This window comes from Acidimicrobiales bacterium (assembly GCA_033344915.1).
Taxonomy (GTDB): domain Bacteria; phylum Actinomycetota; class Acidimicrobiia; order Acidimicrobiales; family Aldehydirespiratoraceae; genus JAJRXC01.
Map to the genome: position 1 here is coordinate 1,830,792 of JAWPML010000001.1, position 25,362 is coordinate 1,856,153.

Here is a 25,362-nt window from a genome sequence, read left to right on the forward strand (position 1 = left end):
TTTGCGACATGCGACACCACGACGCTCCCGGCGCTTGTCGCATGTCGCAAAACGTGGCGCACCCGAACGACCGGGTGCGTGCGGGCAGGGCCGGCGCTGCTAGTTCTTCGGCAGATCCTTGAACGGGGTGCCCTTGTCGGGGCCCGGCTCACGGGGCAGCCCGAGAATGCGCTCACCGATGATGTTGCGCTGGATCTGGTCGGTACCGCCATAGATGGACGGCCCGGGCGAGAAGGTCGTCAGCTCGCCGACCGCGCCATGGGTGGTGGGATCGCTGGCTCCCCACAGCATGGCGTCGGCGCCGATCACGGCGCAGCCGACGTCGCGGAAGGTGCGGAACATCTCCGACATGTGGAGTTTGCCGATGTTGGGCTCGGCGCCGGTCCGCTGGTTCGGATCCTTGGCCCGCAGCGTGCCGAGCCGGTTGATCTCGATGAGCGAGTAGAGCTTCATGAGATCCTGGCGCAGGACCGGGTCGTTGATCCGGCCGGACTTCGTGGCGAGATCGACATAGTGCTGCCAGAGCCCGGGCCCGAGGGAGGGCACGCCACCCTCGCTGCGCTCCCGCTTGGCGAAGTCGGTCACGGGCCGCTGGAGCGCCTTGCCCAACCGGCCCGGGGTCGCGGTCTGGGGCTTCTTGCCTGCGGAACCGAGCGAGGCCCGCTCGAACATCAGCGTCGAGTTGGCGACGGCCCAGCCGTTGTTGAGCCCGCCGATCATGTTGGCGTCGAGCACGCGGGCCTCATCGATGAAGACCTCGTTGAAGAGCGCCCGGCCGGTCATCTCGGTGAGCGGTCGTACCGTCACACCGGGCTGGTCCATCTCGAAGGCGAAGTAGCTGATGCCCTTGTGCTTCGGCGCATCGGGATCAGTGCGGGCGATGAGCATCCCCCAGTCGGCGACCTGACCGCCGGAGGTCCACACCTTCTGACCGGTGATGACCCACTCGTCGCCGTCCTTCTCGGCCTTGCAGGCGAGACCGGCGAGATCCGAACCCGCGCCGGGCTCGGAGAACAGCTGACACCAACCAACCTGGCCGGTGAGGATGTCGGGCACGAACTGGTCGATCTGCTCCTGGGTGGCGTGGGCGGCGATCGTCGGCGCGGCGAGCATCCAACCCAGGCCCGACGACGGCGGACCCATGACCCCGCGCTCGGCCATCACCGTGTTGACGACGGCCGCGAGATCGCGTCCCCAGCCCTTCCCACCGGCGTTCACCGGCAGCGTCGGGTGGGCATAGCCGGTCGGCGCGAGGCGCGCCCACCACTCCTCGACGGTCAGGGTCTCGTCCCAGTTGGCGTCCAACCAGGACTCGAGATCGGCTCGGACTTCTTCCGCGGTCGGCATGGGCGTGCTCATGGAAGGGAGCGTAGCAAGAAGTTAGCGAGCGTTCACTTCCCGGGAAGGTGGGTCAACAATCCTCTCCCTCACACGGGTGACACTCGGCCTGGAGGGTGACATGGTCGATGCCCCGCTCCCCCAACGCGACCGACAGCCGTTGGGTGACCACCTGCGCCTCGTGGAGGTCCTCGGTGTCGACCTGGACGTGGGCGGTGAGGCTCACCGTGTCGCCGTCGAGGGTGCGTACGTGGAGGTGGTGGGCGTCGGTGACCAGCGGATCGTCGAGCATGAGCGCCCGCAGACCGTCCAGGTCGACGCCCTCCGGCACCGCGTCCATGAGCACCCGCAACGAGGTGGAGCCGAGGCGCAGCGCCGACCACACGATCAACACGGTGACGACGAGCGAGGCGGCGGGATCGACCCAGTCTGCGCCGGTCGCGAGGACGAGCGCACCGCCGATGAGCACGACGAGCGACCCGGCCGCGTCGGCCGCAAGATGCAGGACTGCGCCTTCGACGTTGAGCGAGTGGCCGTGCCCCATGTGGAGCCAGCGGGCCGAGAAGCCGTTGACGGCCAGACCCACCAGGGCCAACACGACCACACCCAGGCCCTCGACCTCGTGGTCACCGTCGAAGCGCCGGACCGCCTCGATCACGATCCAGACCGCGCCGGCCAGCAGGAGCACACCGTGCAGCAGCCCACCGAGCGCATCGGCGCGGCGGAACCCGAAGGTGAATCGCCGCGACGGCGGTCGGGCCACGACCGCGGCGATCCCGACCGCGAGGAACAGCGACACCACATCGGAGCCTTGGTGGATCGAGTCGGCCAGGAGCGCGATCGAGCCGAACGCGATCGCGCCGACGACCTGGACGACCAGCAGGACCGTGTTGGCCCCCGCCGCCACCGTCAGATCTCGGACGGGGCGGGCCGGGCCCGGTGCGTGGTCGTGATCGGTGTGGGCCATCGACCCTCCGGGTCAGGGCAGTGGCGTGTTGAGGAAGGTCACGTTGTCGAGCAGGATCTTCTTCTGGTCGACGGCGTCGAACGCCTTCAGTTCGACCAGATAGTCGAGCGGCTTGGGCAGGCCCTCGATGTGGGGCCAATCGGAACCGAAGATCACGTGATCGGCGCCCATGAGCTCGGCCACCTCGTTGACGTCGTCCTCCCAGAACGGGTTCATCCACACGTTCGCCTTGAAGGTGTCGACCGGATGATCGGTGAACCAGCCGAAGCTCTTCTTGGCTGTCTGATCGAACTTGCGGAACGTGGGACGCAGGAAGTCCGACCCGTTCTCGACCGAGGCGACCCGCAACCGCGGGAACCGGTCGAAGATCTTCTGGAAGACCGCCTGGATCAGCCAATCCTGGGCGGCCCGCTCGATCGAGAAGCTGCCGATGCTGGGACCGCCGTAGTTCCCCTTGCTGATGCCGGCCGCCGAGAAGCGATTGTCGGCATACCCCTGGGTGCTGTAGCCCGAGTCGGCCGCATGGATCACGACCGTGATGCCCGCCTCGTTGATCCGCGACCAGACCGGGTCGAAGTGGGGGTCGAACGGCGACTTCATCCCGGTCGGTGTGGTGACCGCAGCCGGCCGCATCACGACCACGCGGGCGCCGGCGGCGACGACCTTGTCGACCTCGGCGGCGGCTGCGTCGACATCACCGAGACAGAGATACGGCGCACCGAAGATCGTGTCCTCGTAGGCGTAGCCCCAGTCCTCGAGCAGCCACTGGTTGAACGCCGACATCATCACGGCGCACGCCTCGACGTCGTCCTTGATGAGCTCCTCGTAGAGCACGCCGAGCGTCGGGAACAGCCAGACGCCCTGGAGGCCCTGCGTCTCCAGCAGCGCCAGGCGGGCGTCGTTGTTCATGTAGTAGTCGGGAAGCGGCTCGCGCTCCTTCAGCATCTCCATCGGGCTGCGGCCCTCCGGGTTGCCCTTGAAGTACTCGTGGAGGGCGCCGGGCATGGCGACCGGATCCCAGGTGGGATTGACCACGGCGTGGCTGATCCGGCCACCGACGAGGTGGTACTTGCGGCCGTCCTTCTCGATCCACTGCACGACACGCGGCTGCATCTCGGCCGGCACGTGGCGGGTGAACGCGTCGAGCGCCTCGTAGTAGTGGTTGTCGGCGTCAAACGGCTTGAAGTCCAGATCCTCGGGCGTCATGGCCCCCATGGTAACCGCCCGCTAGAGCGGACCCCAGTTCGGTTCGCGCCGCTCACCGAACGCCCGCATAGCCTCGGTCATGTTGCCGGTGAACGTGCCGAGCACCTGCTGACGGTTCTCGAGCTCGACGGCGTGACGGATCGACGGCGCGTCGATGTTCGCCCACAGTCCCCGCTTGGTGAGCCAGACGCCGTACTCGTTGTTCTTCGCGATCTCGGCCGCATAGGCCTTCGCCTCGTCCACGTGGGTGCCGGTGGGCACGAGCCGGTTCAGCAGGCCCATGCGGTCCGCTTCGTCGGCGGCGACATGGCGACCGGTGATCATCATGTCCATCGCATGGCCGCTGCCGACGAGCCGCGGGAGGAAGTAGCTCGTGCCGATGTCGCAGCTGGTCAGACCGACGTTGATGAAGACGGAACCGAAGTAGGCGGTCTCGTCCGCCACCCGCAGATCGCTCGCCAGCGCGAGGGCGAGTCCACCGCCGACCGCGGCGCCGTGGACGGCCGCGACCACCGGCTTGTCGCACTCGTGCACGGCCATCATGAAGTCGACGATGTGCTCCTGGGCCCGATAGACGGAGCCGACCGGGCCCCGACCCTCCGAGTCCGGCGCCGGCGAGCCACCCTTGAGATCGGCCCCGGCACAGAACCCGTCGCCCGCCCCCGTCAGCACGATCACCCGGGCCTCGCGGTCGCGATGGAGTTCCCGGAACGCGTCGATGCCGTCGCTGACCAGGTCCATCGACAACGCATTGCGCCGCTCCGGCCGATTCAGGGTCACCACCGGGATCGCCGGATCCCCGCGATCTATGGTCACGAAAGGTTGACGCGTCTCGCTCATGTCGTCCGACCCTAGACGGACCCGCTACATTTTCTCCCCGTGCCGAAATCGCCCCCCACCACCGCAGAACTCCAGGCCGACCCGTACAAGCGGGGCACCAAGGTGCGCCTGGTCGACGACATCCCCGGCTACCCCGCGGGCAGCGAGGGCAAGGTCGCGGTGGCGAACGGGTTCGCGTGGCAGCGCTACTGGATCCGCTTCGCGGACGGCGAGTCCGTGGGCCATATCGACCACGGCAGTGTCGTGCGGGCCAAGGACTACGAACGGTTCCTCGTCCAGCGAGAGCGCGAGGCCGTCGAGGCCGAGAAGGCCGCCGAACTCGCCGCGGCCGCCGCCGAGGCCGGAGGCGACGACGCAGGCGATTCGGGTGGCGCGGCAGCCGGCGGAGGCGTGACCGTCAACGGCGTCACCGTCCCCCAGCGCCTGCTCGACATGAGCGCCGCCGCCCGCACCCGCCTCGGCGCCTGATCCACCCCACCCCAACGCAGCCCCACCCCACCGCAGCCCCACCCCACCGCAACTGGCGTGTGCCACGCCCGAACTCAGGGCGATGTACACGCCACTTCGGAAGGGTGGGGGTGAGTGGTAGGGGGGTTGGAAGGTGATCAGCGGATACGCGGGGTGATCCGCTCGCCGGAGCCGAAGGCGTCGGCGCCGGCGGCGAGGACCGACACGTCGGTGCCGGTCGTGAGGATCGACGGGGCCATGGCGATCGCGTTGAGCCGGCCCAGGTCGTTGGCCGCCCAGATGGCTCGGACCGTGCCCTGCACGGCGACCGGCGGCTGCGACGCGATGGCGTCCGCGACCCACTTGGCCCGCTCCCGCAGTTCGTCGGCCGGACACACCTCGCTGACGAGACCGATGCGCTGGGCCGTCTCCGCGCTCATCCGCTCGTGGTTGCCGAGCAGCGACAGCCGCAGGATCTCCCCGAGCGGCATGCGCTGGAGCATCTTCATCGGCTCGTAGACGGCCGCCATCCCGTACGTCACGTGCGGATCGAAGAACGTGGCGTGGTCGGCGGCGATGATCACGTCCGCCTCGGCGAGCATGTAGAACGCGCCCCCGGCGGCCATCCCGTTGACCGCGCAGATCACCGGCTTCCAGAGGTCACACGCCTTCGGTCCGAGGCTGTCGCCCGGATCGTCGTACATGAAGTTGTTGGACGTGCCGTAGAGGCCGGCGCTGTCGTCGAGCGCCGTGAACTCGCCCTCGTTGCGGTCAATGCCGACGCAGAAGGCCTTCTCCCCCGCCGCCGTCAACACGATCGCCCGCACGTCGTCGTCGCGCCGGAAGGCCTCCCACGTCTCGCGCATCTCCCGTTCCATGGTGGGACTGAATGCGTTGTAGGCCTCCGGCCGATCCAGCGTCACCCACGCGACATGGCCGTCCATCTCGACGGTCAGCGTCTCGAGCTGCGACGGGTCATATGTCTGGGGATCAGGGCTCTCGGGAACAGGGCTCATGGGGTCCAATCTCTCAGTCGGGCGACGGCTTGCGCCACATCGGCTTCGCTCCCGGCGAACGAGAAGCGCACGAAGCGATGGCCGTCGGTCGGGTCGAAGTCGACGCCTGGTGTGGCAGCGATCCCGAGCTCGTCGAGCCAGCGGGCGCACAACGCCTGCGAGTCGTCGGCGAGATGGTCGGTGCGGGCCCACACGTAGAAGGCACCGTCGGCAGGAGCGAGCTCGGTGATGCCGGCGGCGGGCAGACCCGACAGGAGCAGCTCCCGGTTCGTGGCGTAGCGGCGCACGTTCTCCTCGCACTCGTCGTGACAGTCGAAGGCGGCGAGCGCACCGAGTTGGGACAGCGTCGGCGCCGCGATCGTGACGTTCTGGCCGATGCGGGTGAGGGCGGTGCGCAGCGGATCGGGCGCGATCATCCAGCCGAGCCGCCAGCCCGTCATCGAGAAGTACTTCGAGAACGAGTTGATGACGATCGCGTCGCGGTCGAACTCGAGGGCGGTCGGCGCCGCCTGGCCGTAGGTGATGCCGTGGTAGATCTCGTCGGACACGAACCACACGTCGTTCGCGCGGCACCACTCGCAGACGGCCGCCATCCGCTCGGGGTCGAGCATCGTGCCGGTCGGGTTCGACGGTGAGCTGAGGACGAGTCCGTCGACAGGGCCGAGCGCGTCGAGCTGGGCGACGGTCGGTTGGAAGCGGTCGTCGATCGTCGTCGGCAGGTCCACGACCTCACAGCCGAGCGCCGCGAGCGCGTTGCGGTAGCAGGGGTAGCCCGGCGTCGGCACCACCACCCGATCGCCGACATCGAACGCCGCCAGGAAGGCGGCCACGAACGCGCCCGAGGCCCCCACGGTGAACATCACCGCGTCGGGATCGACGTCCACGCCGTACCAGTCAGCGTAGTGGTCACCGACCCGCCGACGAAGCGGTTCGAGCCCGGCCGCCGTGGTGTAGCCGAGCACGTCGTCGTCCAGGGCCCGATGGGCCGCGTCGATGACGCCCCGCGGCGCCGGCGTCGACGGTTGGCCCACCTCGAGGTGCAGGACGTCGTGCCCGGCGGCCGCGCGCAACTCGGCGGCGCGCATCACCTCCATCACGTAGAACGGCGCGATGTCGGCCCGGTCGGCCGCCCGGCGGCTCATTTTCGTTGCGACACGGCGATCTCGGGCACCGCAGTCTCAGGCACAGCCCGATCCTGGCACGTATGGCCCATTTCGGCCGTTTCCGCAGACGCGTATCCTGGGATTCCGACGATGCCAGTAGACGCCAAGCGGTTCGGATATCAACCGGCCCTCGACGGGCTGCGGGCCGTCGCGCTCCTCGGCGTGGTCGGCTACCACGCCGGCATCGACTGGCTCCGGGGCGGATTCCTGGGCGTCTCCACCTTCTTCACCCTGTCCGGCTTCCTGATCACGACCCTGCTCCTCCAGGAGCGCTCGACGACCGGCACCATCGCGCTCGGCTCCTTCTGGGAGCGCCGGATCCGGCGCCTGCTCCCGGCCGCCATGGTCACGATCATCGCCACCACGCTGGTGGTCGCGTGGATCGGCGACTCGTCCCAGCTCGACCGACTGCGGACCGATGCCCTCGCCTCGCTCTTCCACTTCTCCAACTGGCGCTTCATCAGCGCGGGCGACAGCTACGGCGCCCTGTTCCAGAGTCCGTCCTTCTTCCGTCACTTCTGGTCGCTCGCCGTCGAGGAGCAGTACTACTTCGTCGTCCCCGCCCTGCTGACCCTCACCCTGCGCCGCGGCGCGACCCGCGCGTTCGCCGCCGCGCTCACCGCGACCGCGGTGGCGTTGCTCGCCTGGCCGGCGCTTCTCATCACCATGGGAGCGAGCACCGATCGCGTCTACTTCGGCACGGACGGGCGCCTCGGCGAGCTTGCCCTCGGTGCGGTGCTCGCCGTCTGGTGGCAGCGGCGGGCCGACGCCCCCGCGAGCCTCGCGGCCACCCGCGCCCTCGACGTCGCCGCCCTCGGCGCGATCGCCGCGACCGCGGCGATGTGGGCGACGGCCGAGCCCACGGACCTCTGGCTCTATCGGGGTGGACTCGCGATCCACGCGGCCCTGGCCCTCGTCATCCTCGTCGCGGCCATGACCCCGGGATCGGTCGTCCGCCGCACGCTCGCGTTCGAGCCGTTGCGCCGCCTCGGGGTGATCTCCTACGGCGGCTACCTCCTGCACTGGCCGGTCCTACTCGTGCTCCAGCAGGAGACCGCGCTGGAGCCGCTCGCCCGCGTCGGCGTCGGCCTCGCGATCACGATTCCGTTGGCCGCCGCCATGCACCGGTGGATCGAGACGCCGATCCGGCGGGCCCGCGGCAGCGGCCGGCGGCTTCTCCTCGTTGCTCCGGCCACGGCGATGGCTGCGCTCATGATCGTCGCCGTGGCGGCCCGGAGTCAGCCGACCGACACACCGACCGACTTCGCCCAGGCCCAACGGGAGCTCGAAGCGCTCACCGCCGCGCCGCCCCCGCCGGCGGTCGCCGCCGTCGCCCCCAACACCGCCTCGCCCGACACCGCCTCTCCCGAGACCGTGGTGGCCGGGGCGATCGAGGAGGCCCCCGGCCCGGCGATGATCGCCATGTTCGGCGACTCGACGGCGCTGATGACCGGGCTCGGCATCGCCGAATGGGCGGCCGAGCATCCCGACGAGCTGTGGATGATCCGCGGCGCCGCCAAGCTCGGGTGCGGCCTCATCGAGGACGGCACCCGCATCCTCGAGGGCCGGGAGGTCCCGGTCGGCGACGACTGCGTGGCGTGGCTGGACAGCTGGCTCGCGGCCCTCGACCGGCATCAGCCGACCGATCCGGACGGGACCCGGCACGAACTCGACCTCGCCATCATCCAGCTCGGCGCGTGGGAGATCGTCGACCATCGCACCGACGGCGGCTTCACGAGCCTCCTCGACGACGCCCGGGCGGACCAGCAGCGCCGGATCCTCGCTGCCGCGGTCGAGGCGCTGCACGAACGGGCGGCGACCGTCGTGCTGATCGCCCATCCCGACGTCGGCGCCGGGCGCCTGCGCGCAGTGCCGGCGGGTGCGCACTATGCGGAGTACGACGTCGAACGGTCCGAACGGTGGCGGGAGATCGTGGCCGAGGTGGCCGCCGAACGCCCGGACACCGTGGTCATCGACCTGAACGCCTGGATCGCCGCACAGGACGACGATCTGCGGCTCCGCCCCGACGGCGTCCACTTCTCGACCGACTCGGCGCGAGAGGTGGCCGACTGGCTGGCGCCCGAGCTCCTCGATCTCGTGGACGCTCCGACCCCGGGCACCTGAGCCGACTGTTGCTAGTCTGACCGCCCGTGGCAAGGCTCTACGGGATCTGCGGCGGCTCCGGCGCCGGGAAGACGACCCTCGCGGTCGAGCTGACCCGCCGACTCGGCCCGGACCATGTGTCCGCCCTCGCCTTCGACGCCTACTACCGCGACCTCTCGCACCTCTCGATGGAGGAGCGCATGCAGGTCAACTACGACCATCCGGACTCGCTCGACCACGAGTTGTTCGCGACGCATCTCGCGGACCTCCGCGCCGGTCGACCGATCGAGGTGCCGGAGTACGACTTCGCAACCCACACCCGCACCGGTCGGACCATTCCGGTCGAGGCCCGTGACGTCGTCATCGTCGAAGGCATCCTCCTGTTCTGTTTCCCCGCCATCCACGCGCTCCTCGATCACGCCGTCTTCATCGACGTGCCCGAACCCGTGCGGCTCGAACGGCGCATACGGCGAGACGTCGCCGAGCGGGGACGCGACGCGGACGACGTCCGCCGCCAGTTCGCCCAGTTCGTGGCCCCGATGCACGATGAATTCGTGCAGCCCCACCGCGATGCGGCCGATCGGGTGGTCGACGTCGCCGAGGACCTCGACACCGTGGCCGGCGAGCTGGCGGGCCGCATCGAAGTGAGCTGAGTCTCCCCACCCGCTCGAATCGGACGATTTTCGTGCCGATGGAGATTTCATGTCAGAGATCGGGGTGCGTGACGCGTCTGAAAGGGTGGTGACCACTCACGCGACGCTCAGTGCCCCGATGGAGGCGATCCCCCGGGGCACGGCCCCCGGCCGACCGGCGCGCACGGTCGGCGGGCGTCGATCACGGCGGGAACGACGCGCCGAGCGCCACGACGAGGTGGTCGCCGTCTACGAGGCCCACTATCCCGACCTTCTCCGCTTCGCCGGTTTCATCGCCCCCGAGGCGGGGATGGCCGAGGATCTCGTCCACGAGGCGTTCGTGAAGCTCTACGGCGCCTGGAACCGGATCGACGACCCGGCCCGGGTCGGCGGCTATCTCCGCACCACGGTGCTGAACCTCGCCCGCGGCCGGGCCCGCCACCTCGGGGTGATCCGGCGCAACCGCCCCGACCCGCGCCCGGACATGGCCAGCGCGGAATCGGGCGCCATGCGCAACGACAGCCGCGACCGGGTGGTCGACGCCCTCGGGCAACTGTCCGACCGTCAGCGGGCGTGCCTCGTCCTGCGCCACTACGAAGACCGGTCCGAGTCCGAGATCGCCGAGATCCTCGGCATCTCGATCGGTTCCGTTCGCACCCATGTGCACCGCGGGATGGAATCCCTCGGTCGCCTCCTCGACGCGGAGATGCCCCGATGAACGAGTTCGAGATCCGCCGAGCCCTCGCCGGTGCTGCGGCCCCGGCAGCCACCGCCGACCCCGAGCGCCTGCGCGCCGCCCTCGTCCACGCCGACCGGATGAAGACCGTGCGCATGGCGATGGCCGTCGGCGCCGTGACCCTCGTGGCGAGCCTCGGCATGTTCCTGGCCCGCACCGGCGAGACGACCGCACCGACGAACGTCGTCGACCAGCCCGACCAGCCCGCCCCGGATCCGAGCACTCCGTTCATCGACGACGCCTCGGCCGAGACCACGACCACCACGGTGGCGGCCACCACGACGGCCCCGGCGCCGGCGAACGATCCGTCCCACCTCGCGACGCCGACCACCACCGAGCCGCCGGCCCTCGTCACCGCGACGACCACGCTCCCGCCCGTCACCACCACCACCGCTCCCCCGCCCACGACGACCGCCGCCCCGACAACGACGTCGCCCACCACGACCACGGCGCCCACCACGACCACGACCGAGGCCGCCGTCGCCTTCACCGCCCAGGCCCGCTACGGCAGCTGCGAGGAGGATCCGCCCTACGACGAGTACTCCGGCACTGCCGCCCCCGGCGCGACGATCACCGTCACGTCCGCCTACAACGCCACCACCCAGACGACGGCCGACGGCAACGGCGACTGGTTCGTGCGGGTCGAGTTCCCCACTGCTCCCGTCGACGAGCACTTCGACGTGACCGTCGGCGACGGCACCGACAGCCAGGTCTTCGACTTCGTCCGCACCGCCTGAGGGCCGCTCGGCGAGCGCGACGACGGTGCTACCGTCCGGCGCATGTCTCTGGACGGCAATACCCTCGACCGTGAAACCCGATACCGCGACGACGTCGTCACCTACGCTGGCGTGGTCGGCGAGAACATCGACATCCCGAGCCGGAACCCGTCCAACTATGTGACCGCGATGGCCGGCCCGGCCCCGGGCGAGGCCGCCGACGACGCCGTCGTGCTCGACGGGAAGCTGTTCGTGCCCGAGGGCGCCGCCGGTGCGACGGTGATCGTCACGCCGGGATCGCTCGGCGTCGGGCCCAACCACGAGCAGCACGCCGAGACATTGGTCCGCGCCGGCTTCGTCGTCTTCGTGCTCGATCCGTTCGGCGCCCGATCCGTCACCTCGACCGTGGCCAACCAGGTCCAGTTCAGCTTCGCGGCCAGCGCCTACGACGTGCTCGCCGCCGTCGCCGTGCTCGCCGACCGCCCGGAGGTCGACCGCAGCCGCATCGCCGCCCAGGGCCACAGCCGCGGCGGCGCGGCCGTCACCATCGCCTCGAGCCGCCACTTCGCCGACGCCGTACTCGGCGACGGCCCCCGACTCGCCGCCGCCTACGCCGTCTATCCGTGGTGCGGCCACCAGTTCCTCGACGCCGACATCGGCGACACCCGCCTCCGGGCGATCATCGGCGAGCGTGACGAGTGGTGCTCCGTGCAGGAGGCCCAGTCCCAGATCGCCGCCCTGCGCGCCGGCGGGGCCGATGCGTCGATCCGGATCGTCGGCAACGCCCATCACAGTTTCGATCGGCTCGAGCCCGTGTCGTTCATGGAGGAGGCGCGGGTCTGCCCGAACATGCCGACGACCTACCTGGCCGACGACGGCGCCATGATCGATCCGATCGTCGGCGAGCCCGATCCGGCTCTGACCGATGTCGACCTCTTCACCGCCGCCATCGAGCGGGGCTTCGGCCAGAAGGGCGCCCACATCGGCGGCGAGGGCGATCAGCCGGCCGTGTTCGAGGCCGACATGCTCGCGTTCCACGCCCGGCTCTGAGCCGGACCGACCTCAGGCGACGAACGCGCCGACCGTCTCCACATGGGACGTGCCGGGGAACATGTCCACCACCGTGAAGCGGTCGAGGCGCATCCCGGCGTCGATCAGCAGGCCGGCGTCGCGGGCGAACGACGACGGGTCGCAGCTCACCAGCACGAACAGCTGTGGCTCCGACCGCAACAACGCCGTCACGGCCGCCTTCCCGAGGCCCTCGCGGGCCGGATCGGCGATCACGATCGCGGCCGGTGACGGGCGCCACCGCTCGACCGACGCGGCGATGATCCTGACGTCGCCGTCGAGGTTCACGCGGGCATCGGCGATCGAGTCACGACTGCGTTCGATCGCGTGGACGGTGCGCCCTTCGCCGATCGTCCCGGCGAAGATGCCGACCCCCGCGTAGGCGTCGACCAGCGGGCCGTCGGCACCGAGGACGTCGACCATCTCGCGGACCTCGTCGACGAGCGCGTCGACCCCGGCTGGGCGGTTCTGGAAGAACGACTGGGCGGACACCCGCCAACGGCGACCGCCCGCCTCCTCGTGGATCCACGCCCGCTTCCCCTTCTTGAGGTCGGCGGAGCCGACGACGAGCACGTCGTCGGGCACCTCGATGTCGAACGGGCTTCCCTCGACCAGCACCAGGCGTTCCCCGGTGCGGTTGCCGACCCGGATCGTGACCTCGTGCGCGTCACCGAACCGGCCGTCGACGAGCAGTTGCTCGGCGGACGGGTCGACGGCGTCGCACGACTCGGGCACCACCACGTCGTGCGAGCCACGGATGCGATAGCCGGCCCGCCCGTCGCTGACGGCGGCCCGCACGGTCGTGCGGCCGTGGTCGTCGTCGAGCGAACGCAGGTCCGGGTCAGGGGCATCGAGTCCCAGCCGGGCGAGCTGATCGACCACCATCGACGACTTCAGGCGCAGCTGGGCCGACTGGCCGACGTGGAGCAGATCGCACCCACCGCAGCCCTCGATCTGGTGGGTACACGGCACCGGCACCCGGTCGGGCGACGGGTCCAGCACCCGCACGACCCGGGCCCGCGACCAGCGGCGATCCACCTTGAGCATCTCCACGCTCACGGTCTCGCCGGGCAGGGCGCCCTCCACGAACACCACCCGGCCGTCCTCCGCGCGGGCGACGCCGGCGCCGTCTCGCGCAGTTGCCGTCACCCGGAGTTCCACGAACGGAACGGTATCGGCACCCCACCGAGAATCGCCCTGCCCCGCCCGACCCGGCAGGTAGGGTCGCGCCCGTGAGCCGCGCCATCGAGATCGCCCCGTCCATCCTTCCCGCCGATTTCGCCCGCCTCGGCGAGGAGTGCATCGACCTCGAGAAGGCGGGCGCCGACCGCATCCACTGGGACGTCATGGACGGCGTCTTCGTCCCCAACATCACCGTCGGACCCGATGTCGTCTCCAGCATCCGTCCCCATCTCACCATCCACTTCGAAGCCCACCTGATGGTCGTGAAGCCCGACGAGATCGCGCCCCTCTATGTCGACGCCGGCTGTTCGACCGTCATGGTCCACGCCGAGGCCTGCACCCACCTGCACCGATCCCTCGACAACATCCGCAAGCTCGGCGCCCGCAGCGGCGTCGTCCTCAACCCCCACACCCCGGCCAACGTGCTGTCCCATGTCCTCGACGTCACCGATCACATCCTCGTCATGACCGTCAACCCCGGCTTCGGCGGCCAGACCTACATCCCGCTTCTCGACAAGATCGCCGACCTGAAAGCCATGGTCGACGCCTCCGGCAACGAGATCGACATCGAGGTCGACGGCGGCATGAGCGCCGACACGATCGGCGAGTGCGCCGCGGCGGGGGCCAACGTGTTCGTCAGCGGCTCCGCCCTGTTCCGCTACGACGACAAGGCCGAAGGCATCGCCGAGCTGAAGTCGATCGCGGAAGCGGCCCGGGCATGAGCCTCACGGTCTCCGAACTCCGCCGCTTCCCGGTGAAGTCGTTCCAGACCCCCCGCGTCGACCGGGTCGACCTCGGCCGCCACGGCATCGTCGGCGACCGCTTCCTCGGCCTGCGCGAGGTCAACACCGATCGGGTGCTCAGCGCCAAGGCCCCCCGCATCGGCGAGACCCTCCTCGGCTTCTCCGCCGACTTCGACGCCGAACCCGTCGCCGGCGAAGCCATGCCCGCCGTCACCCTCACCATCGACGGCGACACCTTCTCCTCGGCCGACCCCGCCGCCGTCGCCACGGCCGCATCCGCCGCCCTCGGCATGGAGGTCGAGCTCGTCACCGCCGGCGACCAAGCCATGACCTACGCCTCCGAATGGCCCGACATCGGCGAAGGCTTCGCCCTGTCCGGAATCGAGCTCGATCTCCCGTCCGCACTCGCCGAGCAGGGCAGCTTCGCCGACCTCGAACCGCTCCACATCCTCACCACGGCGAGCATCGCCCACATCCAGGAACGCGCCGCCGACAGCGTCGTCAACGCCGATCGGTTCCGCCCGAGCGTGCTTCTCGACACCGGTGATCTCGACTGCATGCCCGAGAACGACTGGGAGGACCGCACCGCCACCATCGGCGGCGCCACCATCCGGTTCGGCTCCACCGCCCCCCGCTGTGTCATGACCACCCGCGCCCAGGCCGGCCTTCCCCGTGACAAGGCCGTGCTCCAGACCATCGCCGCGGCGAACAAGCGCCCCTTCGGCGGGTTCGGCGACTTCCCGTCGCTCGGGATCTATGCCGTGGTGGTCGAACCCGGCCCCGTCGCCGTGGGCGACACCCTCACCTTCACCTGAGCGAACTACCGTCGTCGCCATGCGGTGGACGGCGTGTGTGCTCGCCCTCACCCTCGTGGGGGCTGCCTGTGGTGACGATGCGGCCGCGCCCGACGACACCACCAGCACCATCCCCACCGTGGTCACCGGCGTGTCCGAGGAGTCGCCGACCGGCTCCGGCGTGTTCATCCCGTGGCACGAGCGCGCCACCTTCGACCCCGTCGGCCAGGACCCCGCCGACTGTGTCACCCGCGACCGTGACGCCGACGACAGCCGCGAGGCCGGCGGCGACATCGATCTCGGCGGTGACGGTGGTGGTGACGGCGGTGACGACGCGACGGCCCCGGACCGCCCGGCCACCGACCTCGAACAGGCCAACAGTTGGCTGATCGTCGAGGGCCTCCCGCTGGTCGACGCCGAGGACCCGGATCTCGTCGATGTCACCGGCGGCCGCATGGTGCTGCACCCCTCATCGGACTTCGCCCCGACCCATCTCGTCGCCGCCCGCGACGATGTGCGCCAGACGCTCGAATGGATCGCCGGTCGACGCGACGTGACCCTCACCGCCCTGCTCTTTCTCGCCACCGACGATCTCGACCTTCCCGACGCGGCCGGCCAGCAACACGGCGAAATCGTCGCGGGCTGGGCGGTCGTGGACGAGCAGCTGGTGTCGTTCCGTGGCTGTGACAGCGTCCTCTGGCTCCTCGAGACGCTGGACGGCGTCGGCCTCGGCGGCTCCACCGACGAGCTCGCGCTGATCGAGTCGCTCCGGGCGATGACCGAAACCCGCCAGAGCGTGCTCGCCGCCATGGGCGTGGGGACCAATTCGTTCCGTTTCGACCATTGCGCCCCGAAGGACCCCGGCATCATCCCGAGGCTCGGGTTCGGCGGCGCGGACATGGCCATCGGCTGGGGCGCCCTGCCCGAAGGCAACGACGGCCGCCTCGACCTCGACGGCTGGACCATCCACGCCGCTCCCCAACACGACCCCGCGCCCGTCATCGACGCTCCCCGCGTGGTCGACTGGTCGGCCGACGACTGGTTCGTCACCTACGACGCGACCGATCCGAACGCGGTGGCCGTCGGCCTCTTCGGGGTCGACGCCGACCTCGGCCTCTACGCCGCCACCTCGCTGACCTACGACTGGGAGAACGTGTGCGACATCGTGCGCGACGTGCTCGCCTTCGCCGAGTTCCTCGCCGGTGTGGAACCGGATCGGGAGCGCTGGGACCTTCCCGCCGGTGAGGCCGGCGACGAGCAGATCGTGATCGACACGCTGCTCGCGTTGCGCGACGACGAAGACACGCTCGAGAAGTTCTTCCTGTGGACGCCGTGCACCTACAAGCTCTGCGTGCTCAACGGCGACGTGCCGCCTCGCATCAGCTGACGCCAACTCCTGTCGCCCGGCCATCTCAGGCCGCCTGCGCGATCGGCCCGGCCCGGGCCCCGGGTTCGATCAACCGGTAGCGGCCGGCATCGTCGATGACCACCTGATAGCCGTGGTCATGGATCAGCGAATGGGCGCTGGCACACACCAGGGCGAGATCGTCGATGTCGGTCTCGCCGAACGTCGGCGGCGCCCACGGCACCAGATGGTGGGCCTGGCATCGGGCCGGATCGGCACCACAGTGGATGCAGCCGCCATCCCGGTCGATCAGTGCGTTCCACTGATCGTCGGTGGCGAGCCGGACAGCGCGGCCCTGCCAGAGGATCGAGCCGTCGGTGTCGAAGATCGAGCCGACGAACGCCGACTCACAGGCGATGCGCTCCAGTACGGACTGTGGCAAGGGTGTGCCGTCGAGGAAGGCGGCGAACCCCGACGGATCGTCGGCCCGGCACCGGTCCGCGTCGATCCGCACATGGGTGACGAACCGCGGATGCGGCCGCCGGCTCGCGGCAGCCGCCCCAGCCGATCCACCCGACGCCCCGTCGGCGATCAGTTCGGTGAGGGCGTCGGCTCCACGTTGGGCGTAGGTGCGCATCGTGGCCGGATCGCCGTCGCGACCACCGTCTTCACGGAACAGCCGGGCCATCGCCTGCTCGAACGCCTGGAGCACCGGGTTGCCGGCGACCGGGTCGAACTCACCGTTGATGCCGATCCGGCCGTTCTTCTTCCGCCAGACCACACCGGTGCGCTCCCGGCGGGCCCGGTCCTGCGCCGTCTCCTTCTTCTCGTCGGACTCACGCCGACTCGCCCAGTCGTTCGCCTCCGACGCGAACCGGTCGGCCGGCAGCAACAGCGCCAGCTTCGCCAGCTCGGCATCGGCCTCCTCGGGCGACACCCGCGCCGCCGCATCGGCGGCCGCGTCGGCGTGTTCCTCGGAGATCTCGCCGTCGGCCAATGCCTGCTGGATCGTGGGCATCGCCGGCAGCTGCTTCGCGGTACGCGCCGCTCGCTTCGACTTCTTCGACGACGCTCTCGTCTTCGTGCGATTGGCGTCGGCCGGCTTCACCCCATCGTCGCCCAGCGCCTCGATCGCGGCGAGACACGCCAGCTTCTTCGCCGCCGCGAACGCCGCCAACCGCCCGCACCCCTCGAGGGCGCGCTCGATCTCGGTGCGGGTCTTCCCCACCGGGTCGAAGTTCGAGAGTCGCTCGAAGTCGGTCACATGCATCGTCCCGTCACCATAGCGAACATATGTTCGCCTCGCAAGAGGAATTGCCATGAAAACGCGAGAAATCCGGGCGCGCCGAAATCGACGTCCCGTTGCCCGCTCCGACTGGCCGCGCGGCGTGGCCGCGACGGCTCAGATCATCTCGCCACGCTTGACGATGACGTGGTCGATGATGCCGTAGTCCTTCGCCTCTTCGGCGGTGAACCAGCGGTCACGATCCGAGTCGGCCTCGATCTGCTCGACGGTCTGACCCGTGTGGTGGGCGATGCGCTCCTGGAGCAGCTTCTTCGTGTAGGCCATCTGCTCGGCCTGGATCGCGATGTCGGTGGCTTGGCCCTGCACGCCGCCGAGGGGCTGGTGCATCATGATCCGGGCGTGGGGCAGCGCGTAACGCTTGCCGGGCGCACCGGCGCAGAGGAGGAACTGCCCCATCGAGGCGCCGAGACCCATGCAGATCGTGCCGACCTCGCAGTCGACGAACTGCATCGTGTCGTAGATCGCCATGCCGGCCGACACCGAACCACCCGGGGAGTTGATGTAGAGCCAGATCGGCTTGTCCTTGCCCTGGCCTTCCAGGTACAGGAGCTGGGCGGTGATGTAGTTGGCGATCTCGTCGTTGACGTCGGTGCCGAGGACCACGATCCGATCCTGGAGCAGGCGGTGGTAGATGTCGGCCTGGGGGTTGGCCGTGAGCGGCGTGGCCATGAGCGGCACGTTCGGAGGGGTCTGCGTCATACCGCGAAGGGTATCGGGACGGACCTGCCGGGTGGCGCCAGCTCAGCCCTCCACCTCGTCGGGTGCGGATGTGGGTGTGGGCGCGAGTGTGGATGCGGGTGCGGGTACGGGAACGGCCTCACCGGGGCCGGGCGCGGCCTCGGTGGTCTCGACCCAGGCACCGACCTGGCCGTCCCATTCGACGGGCGCGCCGGAATCGCAGTCGATCGTCTCCCACCCCGAGGTGATGAACAGCGCCGTGTCGACGTCGGCATCGATCGCCGCGAAGCACGGCAGGTACGTGGGCGCGATGCCGTCCTGGTCGCAACGCTCGGGTTCGGGCTCGAACCCGTCGTCCGCCGCTTCCATCGCATCCTCGCAGAACACGACCGGCGCGGCCTGGGCGATCTCGAACAACGCCCCGTAGAGCGGCCACCCGCACGGCTCGAGCGTGATCTCGTCGAGGGCGGCGACCAACTCGGCGAACTCCTCCTCGTCGACATCGGGGTCGTCCGCCTCGATGACCGCCACGACCGAGGCCACCGCCTCGTCGCCGAACGGCTCGACCGCGTTCAGGAACACGGCCTGCTGCTCCTCCTCGGATTGGTTCGCCAACGCCTGTGCGGTCGACCCGACGACGACCGTCGCCATGTCGGTGCACGGGTCGCCGGTGACCTCGTAGGTGAACGTCGGCTCGTCGAGCTCGAGGTCGTCGATGTCGGGCAGCGGCGGGACGTCCCCGCTATCCGCGTCCCCGTCGCTGTCGGACCCCGTGTCGTCGGACCCGGTGTCACCGGACCCCGTGTCGTCATCGGTGATGCCCTCGACCACGATTCCGCCGCCATCGTCCCCGTTGGTGGCGGTGTCCGGCGCGCCGTCCGAGCACGCGGACGCGGCCAACGACACCAACAGGAGCAGCGCACCGGCGAGCAGCCGCCTCCGCCTCGACCGCCTCGGTACGCTGGCCCCACCACGCGGACGTGGTGGAATTGGCAGACACGCCAGGTTTAGGTCCTGGTGCCCGAAAGGGTGTGGGAGTTCAAATCTCCCCGTCCGCACGAGCGACGCCGCTCAGTCGCCGCGCATGCCGCGGGCGCGCTCCCGCTCGAGCGTCAGCTCGGGAGAGGTGTCCGGTTGCGGTCGCGAGGTCGGACGGGTCAACCCGCGGAGGAAGTTGCGGACCTGCCGGATGATGGCCATGGGGCAACGATAGACGCTGACACTGCTCAGCCCAGACCGCCCCAGAAGTCGGCGAGGGCGTCGGCCGCGGGGGCCGGGGCACTCACCATCCACCAGTGGGCCTGACCTTCGAGCACCACGGAATCGCTCTCGAGTCGTTCCGCCATCTCGGCGGCCAGCGGCGCGGGCACGAAGTGGTCCTCGGACGCGATCACGACCAACCCCGGCGGACGATCGGCGGCGACGACCCGTTCCCCGAGCTCGACCATGAACGGCTGCGCGGCCTCCCGGTACAGCGTGAGGATGCACTCCCCCATCGTCGCGTCCACCGCGGCAGCCATCGCCGCGGCGACGTCGGCGGTCAGCCCCATGTCGACATAGGTGGCCGTGCGGTCCTCGATCGACCCGGCCGTCATCGCCTCGATGACCTGTTCGCCGACCTCCGGGGTCTGCCAGGCCTGCGCCATGTCGTGCCACTCGTAGTCGGGGTGGATGAGGGCGGCACAGTCCGCCGCCCACGACCGCACCAGATCCGGCCGGCGGGCGAGGAGGCCCATCACGTGGCCCGCGCCCCAGTCGTGGCCGACGAGATCGATCGGCCCGTCCATCGCCCCCAACTCGGCGATCAGCCAGTCGACGTAGGCGCCCGGCGTCGCATCGAACCCGTCGGGCACCGGCGCGCCGAAGCCGGGCGGCGACAGTGCCACGAGATCGTCGACCCCCCGCTCGGTGAGGGCGGCGAACAACGGCCCCCACACCGCGTCGCACTCCGGATTGCCGTGGACGAAGACCTTCGTCATGCGTTCCCCTCCCGGGATTCGTGAAAGCACTTCTCGACAAAGCTGCGGATGATCGGGATCGCCGTGTCCGGCTGATCCCGGTAGGCGCCGTGACCACAGTCGGCGAACCGGTGGAACTCCACGAGATCGGGAGGCAACGCCGCCACGATCTCCTCCTGGTCCTCGATCGGTGTGGTCGGATCGTCTTCACCGCCGAGCACGAGCGTCGGACACGTGACCGAGCCGAGCGCGGGCAGGAAGTCCATCTCGTGGTACTCGCCGCGGAAGAAGTCGTAGAGCGTCCCGAGCCGGTAGACGGTGCGGGACGCCCCGTCCGGGTCGCTGAAGTGCCGGTTGTAGGTCGACATCGCGTCCCGCATGAACGGGCCGAGCGTCTCGTCACCCGGGTCGTCGTAGAACGCGTTGGCCGCGTCGACCGCGGCCTGACCGCCGAGCCGTTCGAACACCGCGATGTTGCGCTCCCGGTTCTTGCGGGCCGAGGTGCTGGAGAGGATCACGCCGGCCGGATGGTCGGGGTGGCGGGTCATGTAGGCCATCGCCACCATCCCGCCGAACGACTGGCCGAGGACGATCGGCTTCTCGATCCCGAGGACGTCGCAGACCGTGCGCACGTCGTCGCCCCACTGATCGAGGTTGCGCCGCTCCGGCGGGCCGTCGTCGGAACGGCCGTTGGCCCGATGGTCGATGTACACACACTGGGCCATGTCGGTGAGCATCCGCAGCTCGCTCTTGAACGGGCTGTGATCCATGCCGGGCCCACCGTGCAGGAGGACGACGGTCGGCCGCCGCTGCATGCGATCCCCGACCACTTCGTACTCGGGGCCGTCGACGTCCACGAACACCCGCACGCCGTCGCCCACGTCGATCCTCATGCGATCTCCTCGGTCGAGCGGCCCCACAGGAATCCGGCCATCAGGTCGGTGAATCCGAGGTGCTGGTAGAAGGCGATGGCGTTGGTGTTCTCCGGCGAACAGCCGAGGTGGATCGCATCGGCCCCCGCGGCGCGGCACGCGGCGAAGAGGCTGTTCATGAGCCGCTTGCCGAACCCGCGGCCCTGGAGCCGGGGCAGCAGGTCGATGTGGAGATGGGCCGGGTAGTCGCCGACGATCTCGGCCGGCATGACCGGCGGGGTGTGGATCAGGTTGACGCAGTCGGCGTCCGCGGTGCCGTCAGCGAACGACCCTTGCGGATAGCGGTCCCGCAGGGGCGGGAACCAGACCGTCTCGGCCCAGTGGTCGTATGCCGCCGTGTCCGGCGTGCCCACGATGTAGCCGCCGACGCCGGCGTCGTCTTCCAGCACGAACGCACACTCCGGGTGACGCACGAGGTAGGGGGCGACCCACACCTCGCCGGTGATGCGCGGGTCGGTGTAGAGGTGGGTGGCATCGGATCCGTTGTCGCCCGTCCGCAGACAGATCTCGTAGCACGCGTCCGTGTCGGACGGCTCGAAGGGACGGATGCGGGGCTCGCTCATAGGGGCACCGGCCGGGGGCCGGTCCGGCCCAGCGTGCCATAGAGCATCCCGGCGATCACGATGACCCCACCGACCACCGTCCAGACCTCGGGCACCTCCGAGAACCCGATCCACGCCCAGATCGACGCGGCGACCGTCTCGACCGGCGTGAACATGGCGACCTCCCCGGCCGGCGCGTACTTGGGGGCGTGGGTGTGGAGCAGGCGGCCGAGTGGGTTGAAGACGAAGCCCATGCCGACGAAGGCGGCGAGGGCCCGGCCGTCGATGGCGAACGTGACCCCGACCGCGAGGCACACGGCCATCACGAGCACGGCGGCGGTGCCGAGCCCGACGAGGCGGCTCATCGCCGGCCATCGGCGCCACAGATTCATGTTCGTGGCGAACGCGAAGATGGCGAGCAGCGCGAGGAGGTCGCCGTCGAGCGTCGGCTCACCCACCGAGCGCACGACGATCACCACCACCCCGGAGAATGTGATCGCGATCGCAGTCCAGACCCGGCGGCTCGTCGACTCGCCGAAGAACGCCTTGCCGATGAGGGCGGCCACGATCGGCGACGCGGCGACGATCACGACGACGTTCGCCACCGACGTGCGGGTCACCGCCGTGACGAACGCGAGCTGCGAGACGGTCGCGCCGACCGCCACCGCCAACAACGGCCAGCCCGCGGCCCGGAATGCCCGCACCGGCCCGGGTTCGCGCCGCACCGTGCCGATCCCCAGATAGAGAACGAGGGAGAACGCGGCGACCCAGAACGAGATCGTCCACGCCTCCTCCTCGCTCCACCGGATGAAGAAGGAATCCGTGGACACCAGCAGCATTCCGCCCGCGGCGTAGAGCCAGCCTTGTGTGCGGTTGGTCATCGACGGGTGCTCATGACCAGAAGGCCACCACGTCGCCGGGGTCCTCGCCGGCGAAGAGCTCGACCACCTCGGTCCCCCGATGGCCCACCACCGGCGGCAGGCCGCGGCTGCAGTGCCGCGACCACATGGCGAGGGTGTAGGCGCCGACGTCGCGGATCAGCAGCAGGTCGCCCCGTTCGGCGAGCGTCAACGGACGTTCGACGGCCAGCAGGTCACCCGAGAAGCAGAGCGGGCCGGCGACGGTGGTCGGCTCGGCGGGGCCGGCCTTCGGGTTGCCGTGCGAGTCCAGCACGACCATCTCGTGGTCCCAGGAGCCGGGTTGGTACACGCGGCGCAGGAACATGTCGGCGCCGGCGTGGACCACCATCGTGCGCACCCCGTTCACGTCCTTGACCGCCTCGATCCGGCTGACCAGCCAGCCCCGGCCCGCCTGGATCCACCGTCCCAACTCCGTGACGAGGCGACGGCTGCCCCACGCGGTGGTGCGCGACAGCATCGCGGTCCAGTCGTCGAGCGTCGGCGGCTCGGGGTCGGCGTCCGTGTAGCGCACGGGCAGACCCCCGCCCACGTCGACCCAGTCGAGGTCGAGGGCGGCCGCCGCGTCGCAGGTGGCGTTGACGGCCGCGTCGATCAGCTCGAGTGCGACGCCCTGCGATCCGGTGTGGACGTGGAGGCCCCGCACGAACGGGTAGCGGGCGACCAGGTCGGCGGCCTGCTCGAGCGGCACGCCGAACTTGCTGTCGGCCGACACCGTGCTGGTGAAGCCGATCGAGCCGGCGCCCGAGCCCGGGTTCACCCGCAGGCCGACCTGCGTCCCCGCGGGGACGCCGATGGCCTCGAGTCGGCGCAGCTCGTCCTCGTGGTCGGCGTTGATCCACAGGCCCAGCTCCGCCGCGGCTCGGAGCTCGGCGTCGGTCTTGGCCGGCGAGTCGAACACGATCCGGTCCGGCGCGCAGCCCGCCGCTCGGGCGAGCTCCACCTCCTCCCACGAGGCGGCCTCCAACCCGGCCCCTCGATCGACCACTGCGGCGAGGAGCCGGACCACCGGGTTGGCCTTGATCGCGACGCTGTGGAGGGTGTCGGCCGGGAAGCCCGCGTGGAGACGATCGAGGTCCGCTTCCATGCGGGCGAGATCGTGGAACACGACGGCGCGCGACTCGTCGTGCCACAGCCCCGCCGAGCGGGCCGCGTCGAGCACGGGCGCGACCTCGTCGACGGGCAGGCGCCGGACCGGTTGCTCGGTCACGGAAGGAGGTCGGGGGTCAACACCGCGGTCTGGAGCTTGTGGTGGAGCTCCTCGGCACAGCCCCGGAACCAGGCGGCGCCCGCGTCGGGCCGGTCGGCGTGTTCGCGCACGAGCCGAGCCCCGAGCGCCACCCGCAGCACCGCGGGCTGGTCCGCCGAAGGCGGGCCGAGGGCGACCGGCTGGCCGAGGTGGAACCGGCGCCGCACCGCGGGGTCGGGCGACTCGACCTCGCTGTCGAGCACGGTGTGGAGCCGGCGCAGCGCATCGGCGTCGAGACGGGTGCCGTCGGGCCGGTGGATGGCGAGGCTGTAGACGGACGGGAACGCACCCAGCCCGCTCGCGAGCTCATGGACGGGCGGCGTCGGGATCGACAGCTCCACCAGCGGCGCCGGGCCGAACGTGCCGAGCAGGGCTGCGGCGAACGTGTGGTACACGCCGCTGCGCCGTTCGACGGAGATGGCGTGGTACGCCTCCATCTCGGCCAGCGCGGATTCCCAGCGCAGCAGCAGCCCCGGATTGGCCCGCACGGGGGCGCCCTCCCGGGCCCCGGCCCACGCGGCAGGCAGATCCACTGAGGTCACCCAGCCGTCGAGCCCGACCGGAAGCGGCCCGGGGTCGTCGGCCCACTCGCCGGGCATCAGCAGGGCCCCGGAGAACGGCGGCCCGGAATAGAACTTGCTGCCGGTGAAGAGCACCACATAGCCCTTGCGCAGCGCCCGGCGGATGTCGGTCGGGGCGACGCGGCCCTGGGCTGCGTCCATCAGCACGAGGATGCGGCCCGGATGGGCGGCGACGAGCTCGTCGACGCAGCGCACCGAGGGCGCCCGCAGGCCGGTTTTGGAGTGGGCGACCATGTGCAGGATCACGGTGCTGCCGGGCTCGTCGATCCCCCGTTCGACCGCCGCGGTCGCGGCCGCGTCCACCTCGTCGGGGTCGAGGGCGTGGCCGGCCGCGTCACGCAGATACACGGGCTCGGCCGAGCAGTACTCGCTGAGGCCGGTGAGGCCGATGCCCCAGTCGTCGGTCAGGCCGAGCGGCGGCGCCTCCGTGAAGGTGTCACCCGCGGCGGCGGGCATCGTGCCGCTCCCCAACTCACCAGCCCCGACCACGACATGGTGCAGGTGGCGAGCGCCGCGGGCCAGGGCCACGGACGACACCACGAACACGGCATCGGTGCCCGATGGCGTGAGCACGACCTCGCAGTCGGACACGGCGAAGATCGCTCGCAACCGGTCGCGCACACCATCGGCGGTCTCGAGCAGGGCGGCGACGGGGTCGACGCCGGTCTCGGCCCGCCAGCCGTCGAGGACCGCTCCCGCCGCGTCCCACCCGAGGGGCGAGGACCACGATGCCGTGCAGGACCCGAGCGGCTCACCGTCGCGGGGCACGCCACTGACCCGGTAGCGGTTGAGGCCGGTCGAGGGGTCGAGCCACTGACGGTGATCACCACCGCTGTCGATCATCTCGTCGAGGGACAGACCACGAATGTCCACCGCCGTGTCCAGGGACTCTGTCATCCATCG

26 protein-coding genes and 1 tRNA gene are annotated in these 25,362 nt (G+C 70.3%); 10 read left to right on the forward strand and 17 right to left on the reverse strand.

Annotated features, from left to right (window positions below; translation table 11 throughout):
- Positions 1-99 precede the first annotated feature (99 nt).
- The 4 genes from R8F63_08885 to R8F63_08900 are packed head-to-tail and all read right to left on the reverse strand — an operon-like array spanning position 100 to position 4,351.
- Entirely contained in the window at positions 100-1,359 is a 1,260-nt protein-coding gene (locus R8F63_08885) for an acyl-CoA dehydrogenase family protein (protein MDW3218714.1), read from the reverse strand.
- Positions 1,360-1,411: 52 nt separating this feature from the next.
- Entirely contained in the window at positions 1,412-2,305 is an 894-nt protein-coding gene (locus R8F63_08890; GenBank protein ID MDW3218715.1) for a cation diffusion facilitator family transporter, read from the reverse strand.
- Between the two features lie 12 nt (positions 2,306-2,317).
- Positions 2,318-3,511, reverse strand: coding sequence for an amidohydrolase family protein (locus R8F63_08895; protein ID MDW3218716.1), 1,194 nt, complete (start codon positions 3,509-3,511; stop codon positions 2,318-2,320).
- A 21-nt stretch (positions 3,512-3,532) separates the two neighbouring features.
- Positions 3,533-4,351: an enoyl-CoA hydratase-related protein gene (locus R8F63_08900; protein MDW3218717.1), complete on the reverse strand. Its 819-nt coding sequence runs from the start codon at positions 4,349-4,351 to the stop codon at positions 3,533-3,535.
- Positions 4,352-4,390: 39 nt separating this feature from the next.
- Between R8F63_08900 and R8F63_08905 the strand changes: the two genes are divergently transcribed.
- Positions 4,391-4,819 carry a hypothetical protein gene (locus R8F63_08905; GenBank protein MDW3218718.1) on the forward strand — a complete coding sequence of 143 codons (429 nt, stop codon included), beginning with the start codon at positions 4,391-4,393 and terminating at the stop codon, positions 4,817-4,819.
- A gap of 137 nt (positions 4,820-4,956) precedes the next feature.
- Here the strand turns inward: R8F63_08905 and R8F63_08910 are convergent, their stop codons facing one another.
- Together R8F63_08910 and R8F63_08915 are read right to left on the reverse strand one after the other, a co-directional pair.
- Positions 4,957-5,814, reverse strand: coding sequence for an enoyl-CoA hydratase/isomerase family protein (locus R8F63_08910; protein ID MDW3218719.1), 858 nt, complete (start codon positions 5,812-5,814; stop codon positions 4,957-4,959).
- Positions 5,811-6,956, reverse strand: coding sequence for an aminotransferase class I/II-fold pyridoxal phosphate-dependent enzyme (locus tag R8F63_08915; protein ID MDW3218720.1), 1,146 nt, complete (start codon positions 6,954-6,956; stop codon positions 5,811-5,813). Before R8F63_08915 ends, R8F63_08910 begins: the two co-directional genes overlap by 4 nt.
- A 111-nt stretch (positions 6,957-7,067) precedes the next feature.
- Between R8F63_08915 and R8F63_08920 the strand changes: the two genes are divergently transcribed.
- The 5 genes from R8F63_08920 to R8F63_08940 all read left to right on the forward strand — a co-directional run bounded on the left by R8F63_08920 (position 7,068) and on the right by R8F63_08940 (position 12,214).
- Entirely contained in the window at positions 7,068-9,101 is a 2,034-nt protein-coding gene (locus tag R8F63_08920) for an acyltransferase family protein (GenBank protein ID MDW3218721.1), read from the forward strand.
- A gap of 26 nt (positions 9,102-9,127) precedes the next feature.
- Positions 9,128-9,733 (forward strand): uridine kinase, encoded by a 606-nt coding sequence (gene udk, locus R8F63_08925; GenBank protein ID MDW3218722.1) that lies wholly within the window; start codon positions 9,128-9,130, stop codon positions 9,731-9,733.
- Between the two features lie 88 nt (positions 9,734-9,821).
- Positions 9,822-10,430, forward strand: a complete 609-nt coding sequence (locus R8F63_08930) for a SigE family RNA polymerase sigma factor (protein MDW3218723.1) — start codon at positions 9,822-9,824, stop codon at positions 10,428-10,430.
- Positions 10,427-11,185, forward strand: a complete 759-nt coding sequence (locus tag R8F63_08935) for a hypothetical protein (GenBank protein MDW3218724.1) — start codon at positions 10,427-10,429, stop codon at positions 11,183-11,185. Before R8F63_08930 ends, R8F63_08935 begins: the two co-directional genes overlap by 4 nt.
- Positions 11,186-11,227: 42 nt before the next feature.
- Complete coding sequence (locus R8F63_08940; GenBank protein ID MDW3218725.1) at positions 11,228-12,214, forward strand: dienelactone hydrolase family protein; 987 nt, start codon at positions 11,228-11,230, stop codon at positions 12,212-12,214.
- A 12-nt stretch (positions 12,215-12,226) separates the two neighbouring features.
- Here the strand turns inward: R8F63_08940 and R8F63_08945 are convergent, their stop codons facing one another.
- Complete coding sequence (locus R8F63_08945) at positions 12,227-13,393, reverse strand: TRAM domain-containing protein (GenBank protein ID MDW3218726.1); 1,167 nt, start codon at positions 13,391-13,393, stop codon at positions 12,227-12,229.
- A 71-nt stretch (positions 13,394-13,464) separates the two neighbouring features.
- Between R8F63_08945 and rpe the strand changes: the two genes are divergently transcribed.
- From rpe to R8F63_08960, 3 genes are read left to right on the forward strand one after another with little or no spacing between them, the layout of a single operon-like run.
- Complete coding sequence (gene rpe / locus R8F63_08950; GenBank protein ID MDW3218727.1) at positions 13,465-14,136, forward strand: ribulose-phosphate 3-epimerase; 672 nt, start codon at positions 13,465-13,467, stop codon at positions 14,134-14,136.
- Complete coding sequence (locus R8F63_08955) at positions 14,133-14,972, forward strand: MOSC domain-containing protein (GenBank protein MDW3218728.1); 840 nt, start codon at positions 14,133-14,135, stop codon at positions 14,970-14,972. Before rpe ends, R8F63_08955 begins: the two co-directional genes overlap by 4 nt.
- A 19-nt stretch (positions 14,973-14,991) precedes the next feature.
- Positions 14,992-16,338 (forward strand): hypothetical protein, encoded by a 1,347-nt coding sequence (locus tag R8F63_08960; GenBank protein MDW3218729.1) that lies wholly within the window; start codon positions 14,992-14,994, stop codon positions 16,336-16,338.
- A 25-nt stretch (positions 16,339-16,363) separates the two neighbouring features.
- On the opposite strand, the gene R8F63_08965 is transcribed toward R8F63_08960, so the two are convergent.
- The 3 genes from R8F63_08965 to R8F63_08975 all read right to left on the reverse strand — a co-directional run bounded on the left by R8F63_08965 (position 16,364) and on the right by R8F63_08975 (position 19,180).
- Positions 16,364-17,566 carry an HNH endonuclease signature motif containing protein gene (locus R8F63_08965; protein ID MDW3218730.1) on the reverse strand — a complete coding sequence of 401 codons (1,203 nt, stop codon included), beginning with the start codon at positions 17,564-17,566 and terminating at the stop codon, positions 16,364-16,366.
- 132 nt (positions 17,567-17,698) lie between these two features.
- Entirely contained in the window at positions 17,699-18,271 is a 573-nt protein-coding gene (locus R8F63_08970) for an ATP-dependent Clp protease proteolytic subunit (protein MDW3218731.1), read from the reverse strand.
- A 72-nt stretch (positions 18,272-18,343) separates the two neighbouring features.
- Complete coding sequence (locus R8F63_08975; protein ID MDW3218732.1) at positions 18,344-19,180, reverse strand: hypothetical protein; 837 nt, start codon at positions 19,178-19,180, stop codon at positions 18,344-18,346.
- A gap of 74 nt (positions 19,181-19,254) precedes the next feature.
- On the opposite strand from R8F63_08975, the gene R8F63_08980 reads away from it, so the two are divergent.
- Positions 19,255-19,338: transfer RNA gene (locus R8F63_08980), tRNA-Leu, on the forward strand.
- Between the two features lie 13 nt (positions 19,339-19,351).
- On the opposite strand, the gene R8F63_08985 is transcribed toward R8F63_08980, so the two are convergent.
- From R8F63_08985 to R8F63_09015, 7 genes are read right to left on the reverse strand one after another with little or no spacing between them, the layout of a single operon-like run.
- Positions 19,352-19,480 carry a hypothetical protein gene (locus R8F63_08985; GenBank protein ID MDW3218733.1) on the reverse strand — a complete coding sequence of 43 codons (129 nt, stop codon included), beginning with the start codon at positions 19,478-19,480 and terminating at the stop codon, positions 19,352-19,354.
- A 26-nt stretch (positions 19,481-19,506) separates the two neighbouring features.
- The gene (locus R8F63_08990; protein MDW3218734.1) at positions 19,507-20,259 is read right to left on the reverse strand and encodes an alpha/beta hydrolase; all 753 of its coding nucleotides are present in this window, start codon (positions 20,257-20,259) and stop codon (positions 19,507-19,509) included.
- On the reverse strand, positions 20,256-21,131 hold the full coding sequence (locus R8F63_08995) for an alpha/beta hydrolase (GenBank protein ID MDW3218735.1): 876 nt from the start codon (positions 21,129-21,131) through the stop codon (positions 20,256-20,258). Before R8F63_08995 ends, R8F63_08990 begins: the two co-directional genes overlap by 4 nt.
- Entirely contained in the window at positions 21,128-21,733 is a 606-nt protein-coding gene (locus R8F63_09000) for a GNAT family N-acetyltransferase (GenBank protein MDW3218736.1), read from the reverse strand. Before R8F63_09000 ends, R8F63_08995 begins: the two co-directional genes overlap by 4 nt.
- Positions 21,730-22,593 carry a DMT family transporter gene (locus R8F63_09005; GenBank protein ID MDW3218737.1) on the reverse strand — a complete coding sequence of 288 codons (864 nt, stop codon included), beginning with the start codon at positions 22,591-22,593 and terminating at the stop codon, positions 21,730-21,732. Before R8F63_09005 ends, R8F63_09000 begins: the two co-directional genes overlap by 4 nt.
- A gap of 10 nt (positions 22,594-22,603) precedes the next feature.
- On the reverse strand, positions 22,604-23,839 hold the full coding sequence (locus R8F63_09010; GenBank protein MDW3218738.1) for a hypothetical protein: 1,236 nt from the start codon (positions 23,837-23,839) through the stop codon (positions 22,604-22,606).
- On the reverse strand, positions 23,836-25,356 hold the full coding sequence (locus R8F63_09015) for a hypothetical protein (GenBank protein MDW3218739.1): 1,521 nt from the start codon (positions 25,354-25,356) through the stop codon (positions 23,836-23,838). Before R8F63_09015 ends, R8F63_09010 begins: the two co-directional genes overlap by 4 nt.
- Positions 25,357-25,362: the final 6 nt, after the last annotated feature.